At 37.0% G+C, this 17,878-nt stretch carries 15 protein-coding genes; 14 read left to right on the top strand and 1 reads right to left on the bottom strand.

The window, feature by feature from the left end; all coding sequences use genetic code 11:
- The first annotated feature begins 279 nt into the window (after positions 1–279).
- The 6 genes from trxB to ACERII_RS19805 all read left to right on the top strand — a co-directional run bounded on the left by trxB (position 280) and on the right by ACERII_RS19805 (position 5,784).
- Positions 280–1,233 (top strand): thioredoxin-disulfide reductase, encoded by a 954-nt coding sequence (gene trxB / locus ACERII_RS19830; protein ID WP_373644626.1) that lies wholly within the window; start codon positions 280–282, stop codon positions 1,231–1,233.
- 849 nt (positions 1,234–2,082) lie between these two features.
- On the top strand, positions 2,083–2,580 hold the full coding sequence (locus ACERII_RS19825; protein ID WP_373644624.1) for an 8-oxo-dGTP diphosphatase: 498 nt from the start codon (positions 2,083–2,085) through the stop codon (positions 2,578–2,580).
- A gap of 15 nt (positions 2,581–2,595) precedes the next feature.
- Positions 2,596–3,504 (top strand): RNase adapter RapZ, encoded by a 909-nt coding sequence (rapZ, locus tag ACERII_RS19820; RefSeq protein ID WP_373644622.1) that lies wholly within the window; start codon positions 2,596–2,598, stop codon positions 3,502–3,504.
- On the top strand, positions 3,501–4,445 hold the full coding sequence (locus tag ACERII_RS19815; protein ID WP_373644620.1) for a gluconeogenesis factor YvcK family protein: 945 nt from the start codon (positions 3,501–3,503) through the stop codon (positions 4,443–4,445). Before rapZ ends, ACERII_RS19815 begins: the two co-directional genes overlap by 4 nt.
- Positions 4,446–4,482: 37 nt before the next feature.
- Positions 4,483–5,424 carry a DNA-binding protein WhiA gene (whiA, locus tag ACERII_RS19810; protein ID WP_373644618.1) on the top strand — a complete coding sequence of 314 codons (942 nt, stop codon included), beginning with the start codon at positions 4,483–4,485 and terminating at the stop codon, positions 5,422–5,424.
- A 102-nt stretch (positions 5,425–5,526) separates the two neighbouring features.
- Positions 5,527–5,784: an HPr family phosphocarrier protein gene (locus ACERII_RS19805; protein WP_373644616.1), complete on the top strand. Its 258-nt coding sequence runs from the start codon at positions 5,527–5,529 to the stop codon at positions 5,782–5,784.
- A 227-nt stretch (positions 5,785–6,011) separates the two neighbouring features.
- On the opposite strand, the gene clpP is transcribed toward ACERII_RS19805, so the two are convergent.
- A complete protein-coding gene (gene clpP, locus ACERII_RS19800) occupies positions 6,012–6,599 on the bottom strand; it encodes an ATP-dependent Clp endopeptidase proteolytic subunit ClpP (RefSeq protein WP_373644614.1) in 588 nt (195 codons plus the stop codon).
- Between the two features lie 1,180 nt (positions 6,600–7,779).
- On the opposite strand from clpP, the gene rpoN reads away from it, so the two are divergent.
- From rpoN to eno, 8 genes are all read left to right on the top strand, one after another.
- Positions 7,780–9,123, top strand: coding sequence for an RNA polymerase factor sigma-54 (gene rpoN, locus ACERII_RS19795; RefSeq protein WP_373644613.1), 1,344 nt, complete (start codon positions 7,780–7,782; stop codon positions 9,121–9,123).
- A gap of 294 nt (positions 9,124–9,417) precedes the next feature.
- Positions 9,418–9,669: a glutaredoxin family protein gene (locus tag ACERII_RS19790; protein ID WP_373644612.1), complete on the top strand. Its 252-nt coding sequence runs from the start codon at positions 9,418–9,420 to the stop codon at positions 9,667–9,669.
- Positions 9,670–9,842: 173 nt separating this feature from the next.
- Positions 9,843–10,868 carry a sugar-binding transcriptional regulator gene (locus ACERII_RS19785; protein WP_373644611.1) on the top strand — a complete coding sequence of 342 codons (1,026 nt, stop codon included), beginning with the start codon at positions 9,843–9,845 and terminating at the stop codon, positions 10,866–10,868.
- 161 nt (positions 10,869–11,029) lie between these two features.
- Complete coding sequence (gene gap / locus ACERII_RS19780; RefSeq protein WP_373644610.1) at positions 11,030–12,037, top strand: type I glyceraldehyde-3-phosphate dehydrogenase; 1,008 nt, start codon at positions 11,030–11,032, stop codon at positions 12,035–12,037.
- A 128-nt stretch (positions 12,038–12,165) separates the two neighbouring features.
- Complete coding sequence (locus ACERII_RS19775) at positions 12,166–13,350, top strand: phosphoglycerate kinase (RefSeq protein ID WP_373644609.1); 1,185 nt, start codon at positions 12,166–12,168, stop codon at positions 13,348–13,350.
- A gap of 90 nt (positions 13,351–13,440) precedes the next feature.
- Positions 13,441–14,199, top strand: a complete 759-nt coding sequence (gene tpiA / locus ACERII_RS19770; protein ID WP_373644608.1) for a triose-phosphate isomerase — start codon at positions 13,441–13,443, stop codon at positions 14,197–14,199.
- The gene (gpmI, locus tag ACERII_RS19765) at positions 14,192–15,730 is read left to right on the top strand and encodes a 2,3-bisphosphoglycerate-independent phosphoglycerate mutase (RefSeq protein WP_373644606.1); all 1,539 of its coding nucleotides are present in this window, start codon (positions 14,192–14,194) and stop codon (positions 15,728–15,730) included. Before tpiA ends, gpmI begins: the two co-directional genes overlap by 8 nt.
- 118 nt (positions 15,731–15,848) lie before the next feature.
- On the top strand, positions 15,849–17,135 hold the full coding sequence (gene eno / locus ACERII_RS19760) for a phosphopyruvate hydratase (RefSeq protein ID WP_373644605.1): 1,287 nt from the start codon (positions 15,849–15,851) through the stop codon (positions 17,133–17,135).
- The last annotated feature ends 743 nt before the right edge of the window (positions 17,136–17,878 follow it).

The following is a 17,878-nucleotide window of genomic DNA, read 5'->3' as shown; positions in this document are numbered from 1 at the left end:
ATTCTTACCATAGGAAATAGTAAGGTTAGATAATCATAATGACATTGTGGTGTATATTCTTTTTTAACAAACATAACTTATTTACACCTGTTATGAGGATCATCATAACAGGTTTTTTTACGGACCAAATCATAAAACCAGCTACAAATCCTCGACACAAAAGAGACACATTTAACTGAAATTCATGAGCAGAATTTTGGACTTATTATGTTTTTTTTCATAGGATATACTTATAAAACAATAGCAAGTAACATGCAGTTCACTAGGGGAGTGGAAGTAATGAGTGAAGAAAAAATTTATGATGTAGCAATTATTGGTGCAGGTCCAGCTGGAATGACTGCTGCTGTATATACATCTCGTGCAAATCTTTCAACAGTTATGATTGAGCGAGGAATACCAGGAGGTCAAATGGCCAACACGGAAGACGTTGAGAACTATCCTGGATATGAAAGTATTTTAGGTCCAGATTTATCGACAAAAATGTTTGATCATGCAAGAAAATTTGGAGCGGAATATGCTTATGGAGATGTAAAAGAAATTGTTGATGGAAAAGAGTTTAAACGGGTTGTAACAGGAAGTGGCGAATTTAAAGCACGTGCTATTATCCTAACAACAGGTGCAAAGTATAAAAATCTAGGAGTGCCAGGTGAATCAGAGTTAGGCGGCCGAGGAGTATCCTACTGTGCGGTTTGTGACGGTGCTTTCTTTAAAAACAAAGAGCTCGTAGTTGTAGGTGGAGGAGATTCCGCAGTAGAGGAAGCTGTGTATCTAACACGCTTTGCAAGTAAAGTAACCATTATTCACCGAAGAGATCAATTTCGTGCACAAAAAATATTACAAGATCGTGCCTTTGCGAATGAAAAAATAGATATAATTTGGAATACTGTTGTAAAAGAAATAAACGGAACAGATAATAAGGTTTCTAGTGTTACATTAGAAAGCACTGTGGATGGAACACAGCAAGACTTCAAAACGGATGGAGTATTTATTTATATTGGGATGCTTCCAATAAATGAGCCGTTCTTAAATCTAGGAATTACAAATTCGGATGGCTATGTAGAAACAAATGATGAAATGGAGACGAAGATTCCTGGTGTTTTTGCGGCAGGAGATATTCGTGAAAAAACATTGCGACAAATTGTTACTGCAACTGGTGATGGAAGTATTGCAGCTCAAACAGCACAGCATTATGTGGAAAGTTTATTAGAAGAGTTAGAGACATCAAACAAATAAAACAACGGAGAGGGTTGTATAAAAGGGATGAACTTCCTTTTGTATTACCCTCTTCTTATTCTACATCTACCCTGAAAATAAGTATTTCAATTAGAGGTTAATTTATTTAGTATGACAAAATTGTTGGTTGATATTCCATTCGCTCCAGTGTCTCGCCTTTACTCTACTTCCCACTGGAGTTCGTGGACTTGCTCTCATTCCATAGAAAATGAATGGTACTTAAATACTTCATAACGTATTTTCATCCTTCATGGTGCAAGTGTTCATTTCTTTTTGGCTCATCGAAAGAAAGTCGGTAGTAGTACTAAGCCATACTTCACTGTATATTTTCCTTAACTTTCATTCACTCGATTTTTACATGCTGAAATTTTATCATTTTAGGTAAGACAAGCAGGATAGAAATGACAACGTTTTCCAAAACTGTAACAATCATTTTTTAGGTCTGTATCACTGACAGCCTTATACGGTTGTACATGTTTGTAAACTTTGTTAAGAAGAGTGGTCTACATAAAAATATTTCGTAATTGGTACTTAATTCTACTGTAACAATGCTGAAATATAAACAGGGTATTATAAAAGTAGTAATTGACCCCCTTTTTTTTATATATTTTTGTAGCACGGGCTAATCAGCTCGTGCCCTTTTTTTTATGACCAAAAAACCTCAAAAGTTGTTTAATTCCAGTATCTTGTTTGGTTGTTACAAAAAAGATGTAGTATAATTTATAAATAGACTGTTATATTGATGGAAATACACTGAACGATTGATGATTCAACTTTTATAATATATTGAATAAGATGAGAAAGAAAACAATCCAACATATAATGTAAAAGTTATTTGAGGTGAATAAGTTGCAACGTGTAACGAATTGTATTTTAGAGAAGGGCAACGAAGTCTTAACCTTAAGAAAACCAAAACGTGGTTGGTGGGTTGCGCCAGGAGGGAAAATGGAAGTTGGAGAATCCATTCGGGAAACTGCTAAAAGAGAGTTTTATGAGGAAACAGGTATTACAATTAAAAATCCTGAATTAAGAGGGGTTTTTACTATCGTTGTCGAAGAAAATGAAGACGTAGTAAATGAATGGATGATGTTTACTTTTCATGCGAAAGAATACGATGGAGAACTATTAGAAAAATCACCAGAAGGGCATCTGGCTTGGCAAGAGAAAACATCCATCAGTAATCTGCCTATGGCATCAGGAGACTACTTTATTTGGGACCATGTGTTAAATCGAAAAGAAATAATGTATGGAACATTTTACTATACAAAAGATTTTGACCTTCTGTCCTATCGACTTGAAGGAGACGACTTTGAGTTATCAGCTAAAAAAGAAGAAAGTAATATTTAGGAAGGAGGGATACATGTGGATCATAATATTGAAGTAAGTCAATCTACTCATGATTTAGAATTAGTAATCATAACAGGAATGTCGGGTGCGGGGAAAACAGTAGCTGTACAAAGTCTAGAGGATTTGGGTTACTTTTGTGTTGATAATCTTCCACCGGCATTAATACCTAAATTTATTGATCTTGTAGAAGGTTCAGGGGGCAAAATGAAAAAAGTTGCTCTCGTAATAGATTTAAGAGGAAGAGAGTTCTTTGATCAACTATTTAATGCTATTGATACAATTGGAGTAGAATCCAAAGTAACTCCACAAATATTGTTTTTGGATTCCCGTGATAACGTGCTTGTTAGTCGATACAAAGAGACACGACGTTCTCATCCCTTAGCTGCAGGTGGCCCTCCACTAGAAGGGATTCAAGCGGAACGGGCACTTTTAGATGAACTAAAAGGACAGGCACAAACAATTATTGATACAAGTGATTTAAAGCCTGTACAATTGAGAGAACGTATTATCCAGAGGTTTTGCATGTCAGATAAACAAGTGTTTAACGTTCATATACTCTCCTTTGGTTTTAAACACGGAATTCCGATAGATGCTGATTTAGTTTTTGATGTACGTTTTCTTCCAAACCCGCATTACATCGACCATATGAGACCTATGACAGGATTAGATAAGGAAGTATCAGATTATGTGTTAAAATGGTCTGAGACACAGCAATTTATTGAAAAATTGTATGACTTAGTATCATACATGCTCCCCCATTATAAACGAGAAGGAAAAAGCCAGTTAGTTTTAGCGATAGGCTGTACTGGTGGAAAACATCGTTCTGTTACATTAGCAGAGTACTTTAAAGTGAAATTTGAAGAAGATAGCTACTATACGTATTCCACTCATCGGGATGTAGAGAAAGGGAAACGAGAAGGTTGAAAAAGGCAAATATCGTTGTTATAGGTGGGGGAACAGGGTTATCCGTTTTATTAAGAGGGTTAAAAACCTTTCCAGTAGATATATCTGCTATTGTTACTGTCGCTGATGATGGAGGAAGCTCTGGTCGTTTGAGAAAAGAGTTAAAGATTCCACCTCCAGGAGATGTGCGAAATGTTCTTGTTGCATTAGCGGAAGTAGAGCCATTAGTGGAAAAGCTTTTTCAACATCGTTTTGAAAACGGAAGTGGATTATCTGGACATTCCTTAGGAAACTTATTATTAGCTGGAATGACATCTATTACGGGTGACTTTGCAAGAGGTGTTCAAGAAATCAGCAGGGTTTTGAACGTGAAAGGAAAGGTGTTTCCAGCAGCTAATGAAGAAATTGTTCTACATGCGGAACTAGCCGATGGTTCATTTGTCGAAGGCGAATCTAGAATTCCATTAGCAGGACAGCAAATAAAAAGAGTTTTTTTGGAGCCGTCCAATCCTGAACCATTACAGGAAACGATCTATGCATTAGAAAATGCAGATTTGATTGTATTAGGTCCAGGAAGTTTATATACTAGTATTATTCCTAATCTACTTGTACCACAAATTTCACAAGTAATTAAGAATTCAAAAGCATGGAAAGTGTATATTTGTAATGTAATGACTCAACCTGGTGAAACTGATGAGTTTACTGCTGGAGATCATGTACAGGCAATATATAATCATGTGGATAATCTTCATCTAAACTCCATCATAGTAAATAAACAAACAATACCGTTTTCATATGGACAAAGGTATGCTGAAGAAGGTGCTACGGTTGTTAGTGTAGACGAAGAACGGTTACAAAAGATGGGCTTAGAAATAGTAGGAGATGATCTACTTTATTTTGATAATTATTATCTAAGACATGATGCATTGAAGCTATCACAACGACTTGTCTCAATGCTTTAACAATGTATTAGCTATTAGAAAGCAGGGGGTGAGGCATGTGTCTTTTGCTTCCATGACAAAAAAAGAATTAACACAACTAGAAATTGAGGATTGCTGTACGAAATCTGAATTAGCAGCACTTATTCGAATGAATGGCTCTATTTCTATCAGAAATATGGAAATTGCTTTGGACATTCAAACAGAGAATGCCGCCATCGCGAGACGAATTTATACTCTAATTAAAAAGTTGTTTGTAGTGCATGTGGAACTTCTTGTTCGTAAAAAAATGAGATTGAAGAAAAACAATGTATATGTAGTAAGAATTACGAAAGAAGCAAGGTTCATCTTAGAACAACTTAAAATAGTTGATGACAGCTTTGTTTTTACAAGAAAAATATCTCCTTCATTGATTAAAAATGAATGTTGTAAACGAGCTTATCTTCGAGGAGCTTTTTTAGCAGGTGGCTCTGTAAATCATCCTGAAACATCTTCTTATCATCTAGAGATTTTTTCCTTCTATGAAGAACACAATGAATCGATGTGTGAATTAATGAATTATTTCCACTTAAATGCTAAAATATTAGAGCGGAAAAAAGGTTACATTCTCTACTTAAAAGAAGGAGAAAAAATCAGTGAGTTCTTAAATATTATAGGAGCACATCAAGCACTACTTCGATTTGAAGACGTACGAATTATGAAAGATATGCGAAATTCAGTTAATCGTTTAGTGAACTGTGAGACGGCTAATTTAAACAAAACCGTAGGAGCAGCTATTCGACAAGTTGAAAATATTCGATATATTAAACAGGAATTAGGCCTCGAGGTATTGCCTGAAAAATTAAGAGAAATAGCAGTACTTCGATTAGAGCATCAAGATGTTACTTTAAAGGAATTAGGGGAAATGGTGTCTAGTGGAAAAGTGAGTAAATCAGGAATCAATCATCGATTACGAAAAATAGATGAGTTTGCAAATAAAATGAGAGCAGGAGAGAATGTATAAATCCTCCTCTTTCATTTGTAACCAGAGTGGAAGCGTTTTATTTCACTATTAAATAGAAGGAATGCTACAAAAAGATATATATATAAAAAGGGAGGAATACAAATGATTGAAAAGAATGTTGTTGTAAAGAAAAAAAGTGGTTTACAAGCTCGTCCTGCAGCATTATTTGTTCAAGAAGCAAATCGCTTTCATTCAGAAATCTTTATTGAAAAAGATGGAAAAAAAGTGAATGCAAAAAGTATTATGGGGATCATGAGTCTAGCTATTAGTGCAAATAAGGAGATTACACTTTCCATCGAAGGAAATGATGAGGAAGCCGCAATGGAAACACTTATTACATTTGTAAGTAAAGAAAACTAATAACTGTATGTAAAGCTTTTTGAAATCATACTTCATATATCATAAAAAGGTAGACGAAAATTTATTTGAATTTTTGATCTACCTTTTCTTGGTTAGTGATAAGTATCCATAAGTGGAGGCGAAGTTTTCTCTTTTAGGTAGCTTTCAGGTCCTCTCACTCTTTCTTCGATCACGAAAAAAGCTTGAGGTAATTTCTACCCCAAGCTTTCTTAATCATGTATCACACTTTATTCAGCGCGTTTTTCCATTACTTCATCAATTAAACCGTAATTTTTCGCTGCTTCAGCAGTCATGAAGTTATCTCGCTCTGTATCTCGCTCAATTACTTCAATTGGTTGACCAGTACGCTCAGAAAGGATTTGGTTTAATTTCTTCTTCATTTCTACGATACGTCTTGCATGGATTTCAATGTCAGTTGCTTGACCTTGAGCACCGCCTAATGGTTGATGAATCATTACCTCACTGTTCGGTAAAGCAAAACGTTTACCAGGTTCACCTGCAGATAATAAAAATGCACCCATGGAAGCCGCCATACCAATACAAATTGTTTGTACTTTTGGCTTAATGAACTGCATTGTATCATAAATTGCCATACCTGCAGTGATAGATCCCCCTGGACTGTTAATATAAAGAGAGATATCCTTGTCAGGGTCATCTGCTGCTAAAAATAATAGCTGTGCTACAATAGAGTTTGCTACATTGTCATCAATAGCTGATCCGAGCATGATAATACGATCCTTTAAAAGTCTGGAATAAATATCGTATGCGCGCTCTCCACGATTTGTTTGTTCAATTACTGTTGGGACTAAATTCATTTAGTACTCCTCCTTTATCTAATTTAAAAATATGCGTAAATTAGACTTTCATGAATGCTATTTTAACCATATCATATATTATTGGTCAATGAAGGTCAAATAATATGTATCAGAAAAAAATGTTTTTCTTCGACTCTTTCATGATAGCCTAAATTACGTTATTTCAAACGTCTTTTTAAAATTAATAACTTCTGCAGACAAAGCTATTAAAATGTAAATTATCTCCTGAAAATTAACGAGTTTACTTCAGAGGTGCAAATAAGCCATTCACAAGTAAAAACACATTTTTTTATTTTTATATTAGAGTTTTATTACTAAATGGATTTGAAATCACAAAGTAATTCACAACCCTTTTCACATAGGCGGAAATAAATATTTCCTTCTTGTGATTTCGATGTGATTTGCCATGTGAATTATCCAAAAACACTTAAAATAAGAGGAGAATTTTCCTTTAAAAGTCAGAATATAGCTTGGTATGGGGGAAATAAGGGAAGGTTTTCCGGTTAATATGCCAAAATACTCAAATTCTCATGTTTATTAAGTAAATAGCCGGAAATTCTCCTTCTATTTTAGCTGTTTTCGGTGTCATTTTCTAATTAAGGGAAGTTTCTCCCCTTATTAAATAACCCATGTTGCTGATTCCCTCATTGGTCCAAGTGGGGCCATGAATAATAAATATAGAATGATTTGAACAAACGGATAAGAGACTGATCGATGAAGTTCTTCGTGCCGTAATTAATATGCGAATCTACTTTGATTTCGGTTGTGAGAGTTGTACGATTTAGCGTGTGAAATTACCTGCGTTTTTCTGTTTTGCACCTCTGAAGTAAACCCGGTACCTGTGTTCACTTACATGAACGTCTAATCTTAATAACTTTGTATGTTGCTATTTACTCGCTTTCCAGAGTGATCTGAAGTATCGTTAGCTTTATCCACAACAGAAAATGATTGTAAAAATATGCTTCTAAAAAGTATTCACAAGAAAAAATGGTTAATTTCATTGGCAAAAATAAATAGTTTTATTTTTTTAGATATAATACAATCTTTGTAAGCGTATACATTTTAGGGGGTGTCATTGAAATTTATAAGTGAATAAGAAACAATCATGTTACATTTTCAAACAGATGTAAGGCAATAACACTATGTATTACTGTATAATAACACGTAAGGAGGTGTTGGAATGAATATGGATTTTGGTTTATATCAACAGCAGTCTATGAAACTTGTTATGACAAATGAACTACGTCAGGCAATTACCATATTACAGTACTCTGTTTTAGACTTAAATCAATATTTACATGAGCAGCAATTAGAGAATCCACTAATTGAATTGAAGGAAAAGCACCTCGACGAGCTTGAACAGAGCAATTTTGAAAAGCCTACATTTTCTCATGAATATACCATTCGTAACACCGAACACGAAGAATCTTTCTCGGTACTAGATCAAGTAAGTGCAGAGGATGAAGGATTACAGGATTTTTTATTAAATCAAATAAGGTTTCTAGATATAGATAATACTATACGAAGGATTGTCACCTATATCGCACTATCTGTAGATGAAAATGGGTACTTAAAACAAAGCTCAGAGGAAATCTCTGAAGATATGAAAGAACCTATATATATTATTGAAGAGGCAATTAAGGCGTTACAGAGCCTTGAACCATATGGAGTAGGCGCAAGGTCATTACAGGAGTGTCTTCTCATTCAGTTGAAAAAATTAGGGATACGGGATTTGTTAGCTGAAAAAGTGGTTGAGTTTCATTTAGATGAACTAGCAAAAAAGCAATTTAAACAAATAGCAAAAAAAGTCCATGTGGATATTGAAGAAATACAATATATTTCTGATTTTATCCAAACACTTAATCCAAAGCCAGGTTCCTTTTTTCATAATGAACCAGCTAAATATATCGTTCCTGATGTAACTGTGAAAAAAATAAAGGGCAACTATATCGTTGAACTAAATGATGAGTATATGCCTAAAATGACGATGAATTCTCGATACGAAGCATTAATGAAAGAGGGAGATTCGGAAGTTAATCAATATATGAAGCAAAAATATGAACAATTTCAATGGATAAAAAAAAGTATTGAACAAAGACAACAGACATTATTACATGTTACAAAAGCAATTGTTGAATACCAAACAGATTTTTTAGAACATGGTCCAACTCATTTTCTGCCACTTACGTTGAAGCAAGTGGCAGATACCATACATGTTCACGAATCTACTGTTTCTCGAGCAACGACAAAGAAGTATGTTCAAACAAGTAGGGGAGTGTTTGAATTAAAATACTTTTTTTCTTCTGCCGTAGGGAAAGAAACAGGAGAATCGAATTCTTCGGAGAAAGTAAAAATATACTTAAGACGATTAGTGGATAATGAAGAGAAGCAAAAACCGTTATCGGATCAGAGACTATCTGATCTATTAAAGCGTGAGTTTGGAATTGTGATTTCTAGAAGGACGGTTGCAAAGTATCGTGAGGAAATGCATATTCCGGCTTCTTCTCAGAGGAAACGTTATTAGTTTATGTACTCTGATAAAAGGGTGTTGAATAGAGAGAATGCTAACTATGTTGGCTTTAATTCCATTCGCTTCTGTCCACTCCTTTCCTGTGGGGAGTTGCCGAACCACCTTCACGACTACGTCGCTAAGGTGGCTTGCCTTTACTCTGCTTCCCACTGGAGTTCTGCGGGCATTCGCTCATTCCAAATATAGTTGATGTTAGTAAATTTTCAACCTGGTCCAATTTTCGTTTGCACGTTCTTTACTGAAACAAGATATAGTTCTACTATTATTTAAAAGGAGTTAAAGCTAACAATGACCACACTTTATTTTTACACCAAAAATGGTTGTCCTTTATGTGATAAAGGCCTAATGATTTTGAAAGATTTACAAAAAAAATATAATTTTGAAATTCAGGAGCGCGATATCTATACGTCTGATGAGTGGCTTGAAACGTACCAGATACGTATCCCGGTTATTGAGGATGCGGAGGGGATTGTATTAGATGAAGGAATCATCAGTAATTTACAATTAGAACAAATTCTCAACAAAATGTTCACATGTTAGTGCTTGCTAGACAATCATTTCCTTGTTACAATAAATCTGGAAGTTCAAAAGAATTCTTATCCAGATTGTTGTTCAAAGAAATGATATTTTTTTTTGGAGCAAGCGGGACATAATACGTCTACGAGGGACTTACAAAGACCCGGTTGTGGAGTCGACATAAAGGAGCTTTTTACATGAGAATGCTTTTGGAACTACAGAAAAAATTGTTACCTGATTTAGTGAAAGTTCTAGGAATGAGATACCGAGTACTGCGTTTTATTCGATTAATGCAGCCAATCGGTAGAAGAATGTTATCTCAAAACCTAGAAATGTCAGAAAGGACACTTCGTAGCGAAGTTACTTTTCTAAAAGAGCAAGGTCTCATTCATGTTGAATCCTCTGGTATGACCTTGACAGAGGAAGGTAATATTTTGCTTACACAGTTAGAAGACATGATGAAGGAAATTTTTGATATTCGATCGATGGAATCCGAATTAAAAGATCTCCTTAAATTGAAAGAGATCTATATCGTTCCCGGAGATAGTGATATTTATCCATGGGTGACGAAAGAAATGGGGCGTATGTGCGTTTCATTAATGAAAAAAAAGCTATCAACTAGAGGGAACACCATTGCAGTTACAGGAGGAGCATCCATCGCTGCGGTAGCAGAAATGATGGTTCCAGATACTGATTTAAAGGAAGCACTCTTTGTTCCAGCTAGAGGTGGACTTGGTGAACAAGTAGAGAACCAAGCGAATACCATTTGTGCAACAATGGCAAGAAAAGCAATGGGTAACTATCGATTATTGCATGTACCTGATCAATTGAGCAAAGAAGCGTACCAATCTTTGATTGAGGAGCCTTCCATTAAAGAAATTCTTCACTTAATACGATCTGCAAATATGGTTGTTCATGGTATTGGTGAAGCGAATGTAATGGCAGAAAGAAGAAATTCTTCTGAATTAGTTATAAATAAACTTAAAGAAGAAAAAGCTGTTGCTGAAGCTTTTGGATACTATTTCGATAAATCAGGAGACATTATACATAAAGTACTAACAATCGGATTACAATTGGAGGATTTAAACACTATTCCGCATATTATTGCGGTTGCAGGTGGTTCTTCAAAAGGTATGGCAATACAGGCATACATGAAGAATGGATCTTCTCAGGTACTTGTCACCGATGAAGGAGCAGCAAAATCTATCTTGCAAAAAAATTAAGTTTATTTCTATTTTTAAATGGATAATAGGACATGTAATACGAATAATTGGAAATACTGTATGCTTAGATAAGGTATTTTACTTATTTATTCGAGGGATAACTATCATGTTTCCCTTTAATATAGAATTATTGTTTTTTACTAAAAGGAGGAAATTTAAACATGGCTACAAAAGTTGGTATTAATGGATTTGGACGTATTGGACGCGTGGTTTTCCGTGCGGCCCTAAATAACCCTGAGGTAGAAGTAGTGGCAGTTAACGACTTAACTGATGCTAACACACTTGCACACTTACTTAAGTATGACTCTGTGCACGGGAAATTAGATGCTACAGTTGAAGTTTCTGGCGACAACTTAGTTGTTAACGGAAAAGAAATCAAAGTTATCGCTGAGCGTGATCCAGCACAACTTCCATGGGGAGACCTTGGTGTAGAAGTAGTTGTTGAATCTACTGGACGTTTCACTGCTCGTGCAGATGCTGCGAAACATTTAGAAGGCGGAGCGAAAAAAGTAGTAATCTCAGCTCCAGCATCTGAAGAAGATATCACAATTGTTATGGGTGTTAACGAAGACAAGTACGATGCAGCTAACCACCATGTTATCTCTAACGCATCTTGTACTACGAACTGCTTAGCTCCATTCGCAAAAGTATTAAACGATAGCTTCGGAATTCGTCGTGGTATGATGACGACTGTTCACTCTTATACAAATGACCAACAAATCTTAGACTTACCACATAAAGATTTACGTCGTGCTCGTGCTGCTGCAGAAAACATCATTCCTACAACTACAGGTGCTGCAAAAGCTGTTGCATTAGTACTTCCTGAATTAAAAGGGAAATTAAACGGTGGAGCTATGCGTGTTCCAACTCCTAACGTTTCTTTAGTTGACCTTGTAGCAGAATTAGATAAAGATGTAACTGTTGAAGAAGTAAACGCTGCTCTTAAAGAAGCTGCGGAAGGACCGCTTAAAGGAGTTCTTGCTTACAGTGAAGAGCCATTAGTTTCTGGTGACTACAATGGTAACCCATCTTCTTCTACTGTAGATGCTCTATCTACAATGGTTATGGAAGGTAACATGGTTAAAGTAATTTCTTGGTACGATAACGAGTCTGGTTACTCTCACCGTGTTGTAGACCTTGTTAACTTTATTGCGAAAAAAGGTCTTTAATTCCTAACAATTTTTAAAATGTAATAGAAAGAGGAGACAGCGTTGTATCCTGTTCTCCTCTTTCATTTGTTGTTGAAATATCATTCCATTCCATTTAGTTATGCAAAATGTATAAGGAGGAACGGTTCATGAACAAGAAGTCAGTTAGAGATATTGAAGTTAAAGGGAAACGAGTATTTTGCCGTGTAGACTTTAACGTACCAATGAGTAATGGGAAAGTTACGGATGATACACGAATTCGTGCTGCGTTACCAACAATTCAGCATTTAGCAGAGCAAGGTGCGAAGGTTATTCTTGCAAGCCATTTAGGACGTCCTAAAGGGGAAGTAGTAGAAGAACTTCGTTTAACTGCTGTTGCAGAGCGTCTAAGTGAATTACTTGGTAAAACAGTTGTAAAAACGGATGAAGTATTTGGTGATGAGCCTCAAAGTAAAATCGAAGCATTAAGTGAAGGTGACGTACTTTTACTTGAAAACGTTCGTTTTGAAAAAGGGGAAGAAAAGAACGACCCTGAGCTTGCAAAACAATTTGCTGCACTAGCAGATGTTTATGTAAACGATGCATTTGGAGCTGCACACCGTGCCCATGCTTCTACGGAAGGTATTGCACACCACATTCCTGCTGTTGGTGGTTTCTTAATGGAGAAAGAATTAGAAGTTCTTGGAAAAGCACTTTTAAATCCAGAAAGACCTTTCACAGCTATCATCGGTGGAGCAAAAGTAAAAGACAAAATCGGTGTAATTGACAATCTATTAGACAAAGTAGATAACTTAATCATCGGTGGCGGATTAGCTTATACGTTCATTAAGGCTCAAGGCCATGAAATTGGTAAATCACTTTTAGAAGAAGATAAAATTGAATTAGCAAAAGAATTCATGGCAAAAGCAGAAGAAAAAGGCGTTAAATTCTATATGCCAGTGGATGGTATTGTTGCAGATAAATTTGGTGCAGATGCTAATACACAGGTTGTAGATATTGACAGCATTCCTGCTGACTGGGAAGCATTAGACATAGGACCGAAAACAATTGATACTTACCGTGATGTAATTCTAAATTCTAAATTAGTAATTTGGAATGGACCAATGGGTGTATTTGAACTAGAGCCATTTGCTAACGGAACAATTTCTGTTGCAAAAGCCCTTGCTGACGCACAAGATGCATATACAGTTATCGGTGGTGGAGACTCTGCTGCAGCTGTTGAAAAATTTGGTTTTGCTGAAAACATGGACCACATTTCTACAGGTGGAGGAGCTTCCTTAGAATTCATGGAAGGGAAAGAACTTCCTGGAGTAGTTGCTCTTAACGATAAATAATTCTTTTTATTTAAAAAGTTTGTAGTGGATCGTTACGAATTTCCCCTGGTTTTATAACAATATTTTTTTCAAAAAAAAGGAGGCACCTAGATGCGTAAGCCAATTATTGCAGGTAACTGGAAGATGAACAAAACAAAAGGAGAAGCTCTTGACTTCATCAATGAAGTGAAGGGAGCTGTACCTTCAAAGGATGTTATTGAGTCCGTTGTTTGTGCACCGGATTTATTCCTTGATGCTCTTGTAAGTGCTGCGGAAGGCTCAGACTTAGCTATAGGGGCACAAAATATGCATTTTGAGGAAAGTGGTGCTTTTACAGGCGAAACTAGCCCAGTTGCATTAAAAGACATAGGAGTGAAATATGTTATTATTGGTCACTCTGAACGTCGTGAATTGTTCGCTGAAACAGATAAAGGTGTAAATCAAAAAGCACTTGCTGCATTCCAACATGATTTAACTCCCATTATTTGTGTAGGTGAAACGTTGGAAGAGCGTGAAGCAAATCAAACGTCTGATGTTGTTACGAAACAAGTAACAGCTGCATTACAAGGTTTTACGGAAGACCAAGTAAAGCAATCTGTCATTGCATATGAGCCAATTTGGGCAATTGGTACAGGTAAAACAGCTTCATCTGAAGATGCTAACGAAACTTGTGGCGTTATTCGCCAAGTAGTGAAAGAAATTGTTTCTGAAGAAGCTGCGGAAGCTATCCGTATTCAATACGGCGGAAGCGTAAAACCAGCTAACATTAAAGAGCTTTTAGATCAATCTGATATTGATGGAGCACTTGTTGGTGGTGCAAGCTTAGAAGCAGCATCTTATTTACAACTTGTGGAGGCAGGAAATGAGTAAGAAACCTAATGCTCTTATTATTTTAGACGGCTTTGCCCTTCGTGATGTAACACAAGGAAACGCTGTGGCACATGCGAAAAAGCCTAACTTCGATCGCTATTGGAATGAATTTCCACATGCTACTTTAACAGCAAGTGGTGAAGCGGTGGGTTTACCAGATGGACAAATGGGTAACTCAGAAGTAGGACATTTAAATATTGGTGCAGGTCGTATTGTATATCAAAGTCTTACACGTGTTAATTTAGCGATTCGCGAAGGTGACTTTTTTAAGAACGAAACATTCTTAAATGCAATGAAGCATGTGAAAGAGAAGGGAACAAACCTTCATCTCTATGGACTTCTATCTGACGGTGGAATTCATAGTCACATTCAACATATGTTCGCTCTTCTAGAACTTGCGAAAAGTGAAGGCATTGAGAAGGTATTCATTCATGGCTTTTTAGATGGACGAGATGTTGGTCCTACATCTGCAGAAGCGTTTATTCGTCAAACAGAAGAGAAGCTACAAGAACTTGGAGTAGGTCAAATCGCTACTATTCAAGGTCGTTACTACGCAATGGACCGAGACAAGCGTTGGGATCGTGTGGAAAAATCATATCGCTCTATGGTATATGGAGAAGGTTTGAAATACACAAGTCCTGTAGAAGCGCTTGAGGATTCCTATAAAAATGACATTCATGATGAGTTCGTTTTACCGACTGTTATCACTGAAGCCGACGGTGAGACACCGAGAGCTACAATTCAAGACGAAGATGCAGTAATCTTCTTCAACTTCCGTCCTGACCGTGCAATTCAAATGTCTCAAGTTTTCACAAACAAAGAATTTGTAGGATTTGATCGTGGAGAAGCTTTCCCGAAAAACTTACACTATGTATGTTTGACTCACTTTAGTGAAACAGTAGAAGGCTATGTAGCATTTGAACCAGCAAACTTAGATAACACAATGGGTGAAGTTGTTTCTAATGCTGGATTAAAGCAGCTTCGTATTGCGGAAACAGAAAAGTATCCACATGTAACGTTCTTCTTTAGTGGTGGACGCGAAGAACCGTTTCCAGGTGAAGAAAGAGTTCTTATTGACTCACCAAAAGTTGCAACATATGATCTTCAGCCTGAAATGAGTGCGTATGAAGTAACTGATGCATTATTAGCGGAGATCAACAAAGATGTTCATGATGTGATCGTGTTAAACTTTGCTAACCCAGATATGGTTGGTCATTCTGGTAAGCTAGAGCCAACAGTAAAAGCGATTGAAGTTGTAGATGAGTGCTTAGGAAAAATTGTGGACCTGATCCTTGAAAAAGGTGGAAATGCAATTATTACTGCAGACCATGGAAATGCAGATATGATCGCAAATGAAGATGGTTCACCAATGACAGCTCATACTACAAATCCAGTTCCTGTAATTGTGACAGATAAGTCTATTGAAATCCGTACGGATGGGATTTTGGGTGATTTAGCACCAACAATGCTAGAGATTAGTGGTGTAGAGCAACCTGCTGAAATGACTGGAAAGTCTCTTATTAAAAAATAAGAAAAATTTACTAAAACTTTAAAAATATACGACTGTTTTTAAACAAATAGTAGATACTATTTAAATGATATTTATCCAATAAATTGAGTTTTTTCAAAAAAAAAGGAGTGTTTCTAACATGACAATAATTTCTGATGTTTATGCACGTCAAGTATTAGATTCTCGTGGTAACCCAACAGTAGAAGTAGAAGTATATCTTGAAGATGGCGGTTTCGGTCGCGCAATGGTACCAAGTGGTGCTTCTACTGGTGAATACGAAGCAGTTGAGCTTCGTGACGGTGGAGACGAGTGGATGGGGAAAGGTGTTACGAAGGCTGTTGCTAACGTAAACGAAGTTATCGCACCTGAACTTGTTGGCTTTGATGCACTTGATCAAGTTGGGATTGACCAATTAATGATAGATTTAGATGGTACAGAAAACAAAGGTAAATTAGGTGCTAACGCAATCCTTGGTGTTTCTATGGCGGTAGCTCGTGCTGCTGCTGATTCTCTTGGATTACCACTTTACGTTTACCTTGGTGGATTCAACGCAAAAACTCTTCCAACTCCAATGATGAACATCATCAACGGTGGAGAGCATGCGGACAACAACGTAGACATTCAAGAATTCATGGTAATGCCTGTTGGAGCTGAAACATTCCAAGATGCACTACGTATGGGTGCTGAAATCTTCCATAACTTAAAGAGCGTATTAAAAGGAAAAGGTTACAATACTGCTGTAGGTGACGAAGGTGGTTTTGCTCCTAACCTTGGTTCAAACGAAGAAGCTCTTTCTACAATCATTGAAGCGATTGAAAAAGCTGGTTACAAGCCTGGAGAAGAAGTTCTTCTTGCAATGGACGTAGCTGCTTCTGAGCTTTACAAAGATGGTAAATATAACCTTAAAGGTGAAGGTGTTGTAAAAACTTCTGCTGAAATGGTTGATTTCTATGAAGAGCTTTGCAACAAATACCCAATCGTTTCTATCGAAGACGGCTTAGACGAAAACGACTGGGAAGGTTTCAAATTATTAACTGAGCGTCTTGGTGGAAAAGTTCAATTAGTAGGTGACGACTTATTCGTTACAAACACTGCGAAGCTTTCCCAAGGTATCGAACAAGGAATTGGTAACTCTATCTTAATCAAAGTTAACCAAATCGGTACTCTTACAGAAACATTTGACGCAATCGAAATGGCGAAGCGTGCTGGTTACACTGCAGTTATCTCTCACCGTTCTGGTGAAACAGAAGATAGCACAATCGCTGACATCGCTGTTGCGACTAACGCTGGTCAAATCAAAACTGGTGCTCCTTCACGTACAGACCGTGTTGCGAAATACAACCAATTACTACGTATTGAAGATGAGCTACAATTCATCGGAAAATATGCTGGTAAATCTGCATTCTATAACTTAAAAAATCTTTAACAATTGTTTGAATTAAAGTGGACCCGGTAATCTGATGATTGCCGGGTTTTGATTTACTTCTTAAACTCTCTCCTTCGGGAATTGAAAGTCCACTTCAATTCCCAAAGGAGCGGGAAGTAGGTAGCAACGGGAATTGAAAGTCCACTTCAATTCCCAAAGGAGCGGGAAGAAGATAGCAACGGGAATTGAAAGTCCACTTCAATTCCCGAAGGAGCGGGAAGAAGGTAGTAACGGGAATTGAAAGTCCACTTCAATTCCCGAAGGAGCGGGAAGAAGGTAGCAACGGGAAGTGAAAGTCCACTTCAATTCCCGAAGGAGCGGGAAGAAGGTAGCAACGGGAATTGAAAGTCCACTCAATTCCCGAAGGAGCGGGAAGAAGGTAGCAACGGGAAGTGAAAGTCCACTTCAATTCCTGAAGGAGCGGGAAGAAGGTAGCAACGGGAAGTGAAAGTCCACTTCAATTCCCGAAGGAGCGGGAAGAAGGTAGCAACGTGAATTGAAAGTCCACTTCAATTCCCGAAGGAGCGGGAAGAAGGTAGCAACGGGAATTGAAAGTCCACTTCAATTCCCAAAGGAGCAGGAAGCAGGTAGCAACGGGAATTGAAAGTCCACTTCAATTCCCAAAGGAGCAGGAAGAAGGTAGCAACGGGAAGTGAAAGTCCACTTCAATTCCCGAAGGAGCGGGAAGAAGGTAGCAACGGGAAGTGAAAGTCCACTTCAATTCCCGAAGGAGCGGGAAGAAG

The organism is Evansella sp. AB-rgal1, assembly GCF_041820985.1.
Lineage (GTDB): Bacteria > Bacillota > Bacilli > Bacillales > Salisediminibacteriaceae > Evansella.
This window is presented reverse-complemented; position numbering and strand designations above follow the sequence as displayed.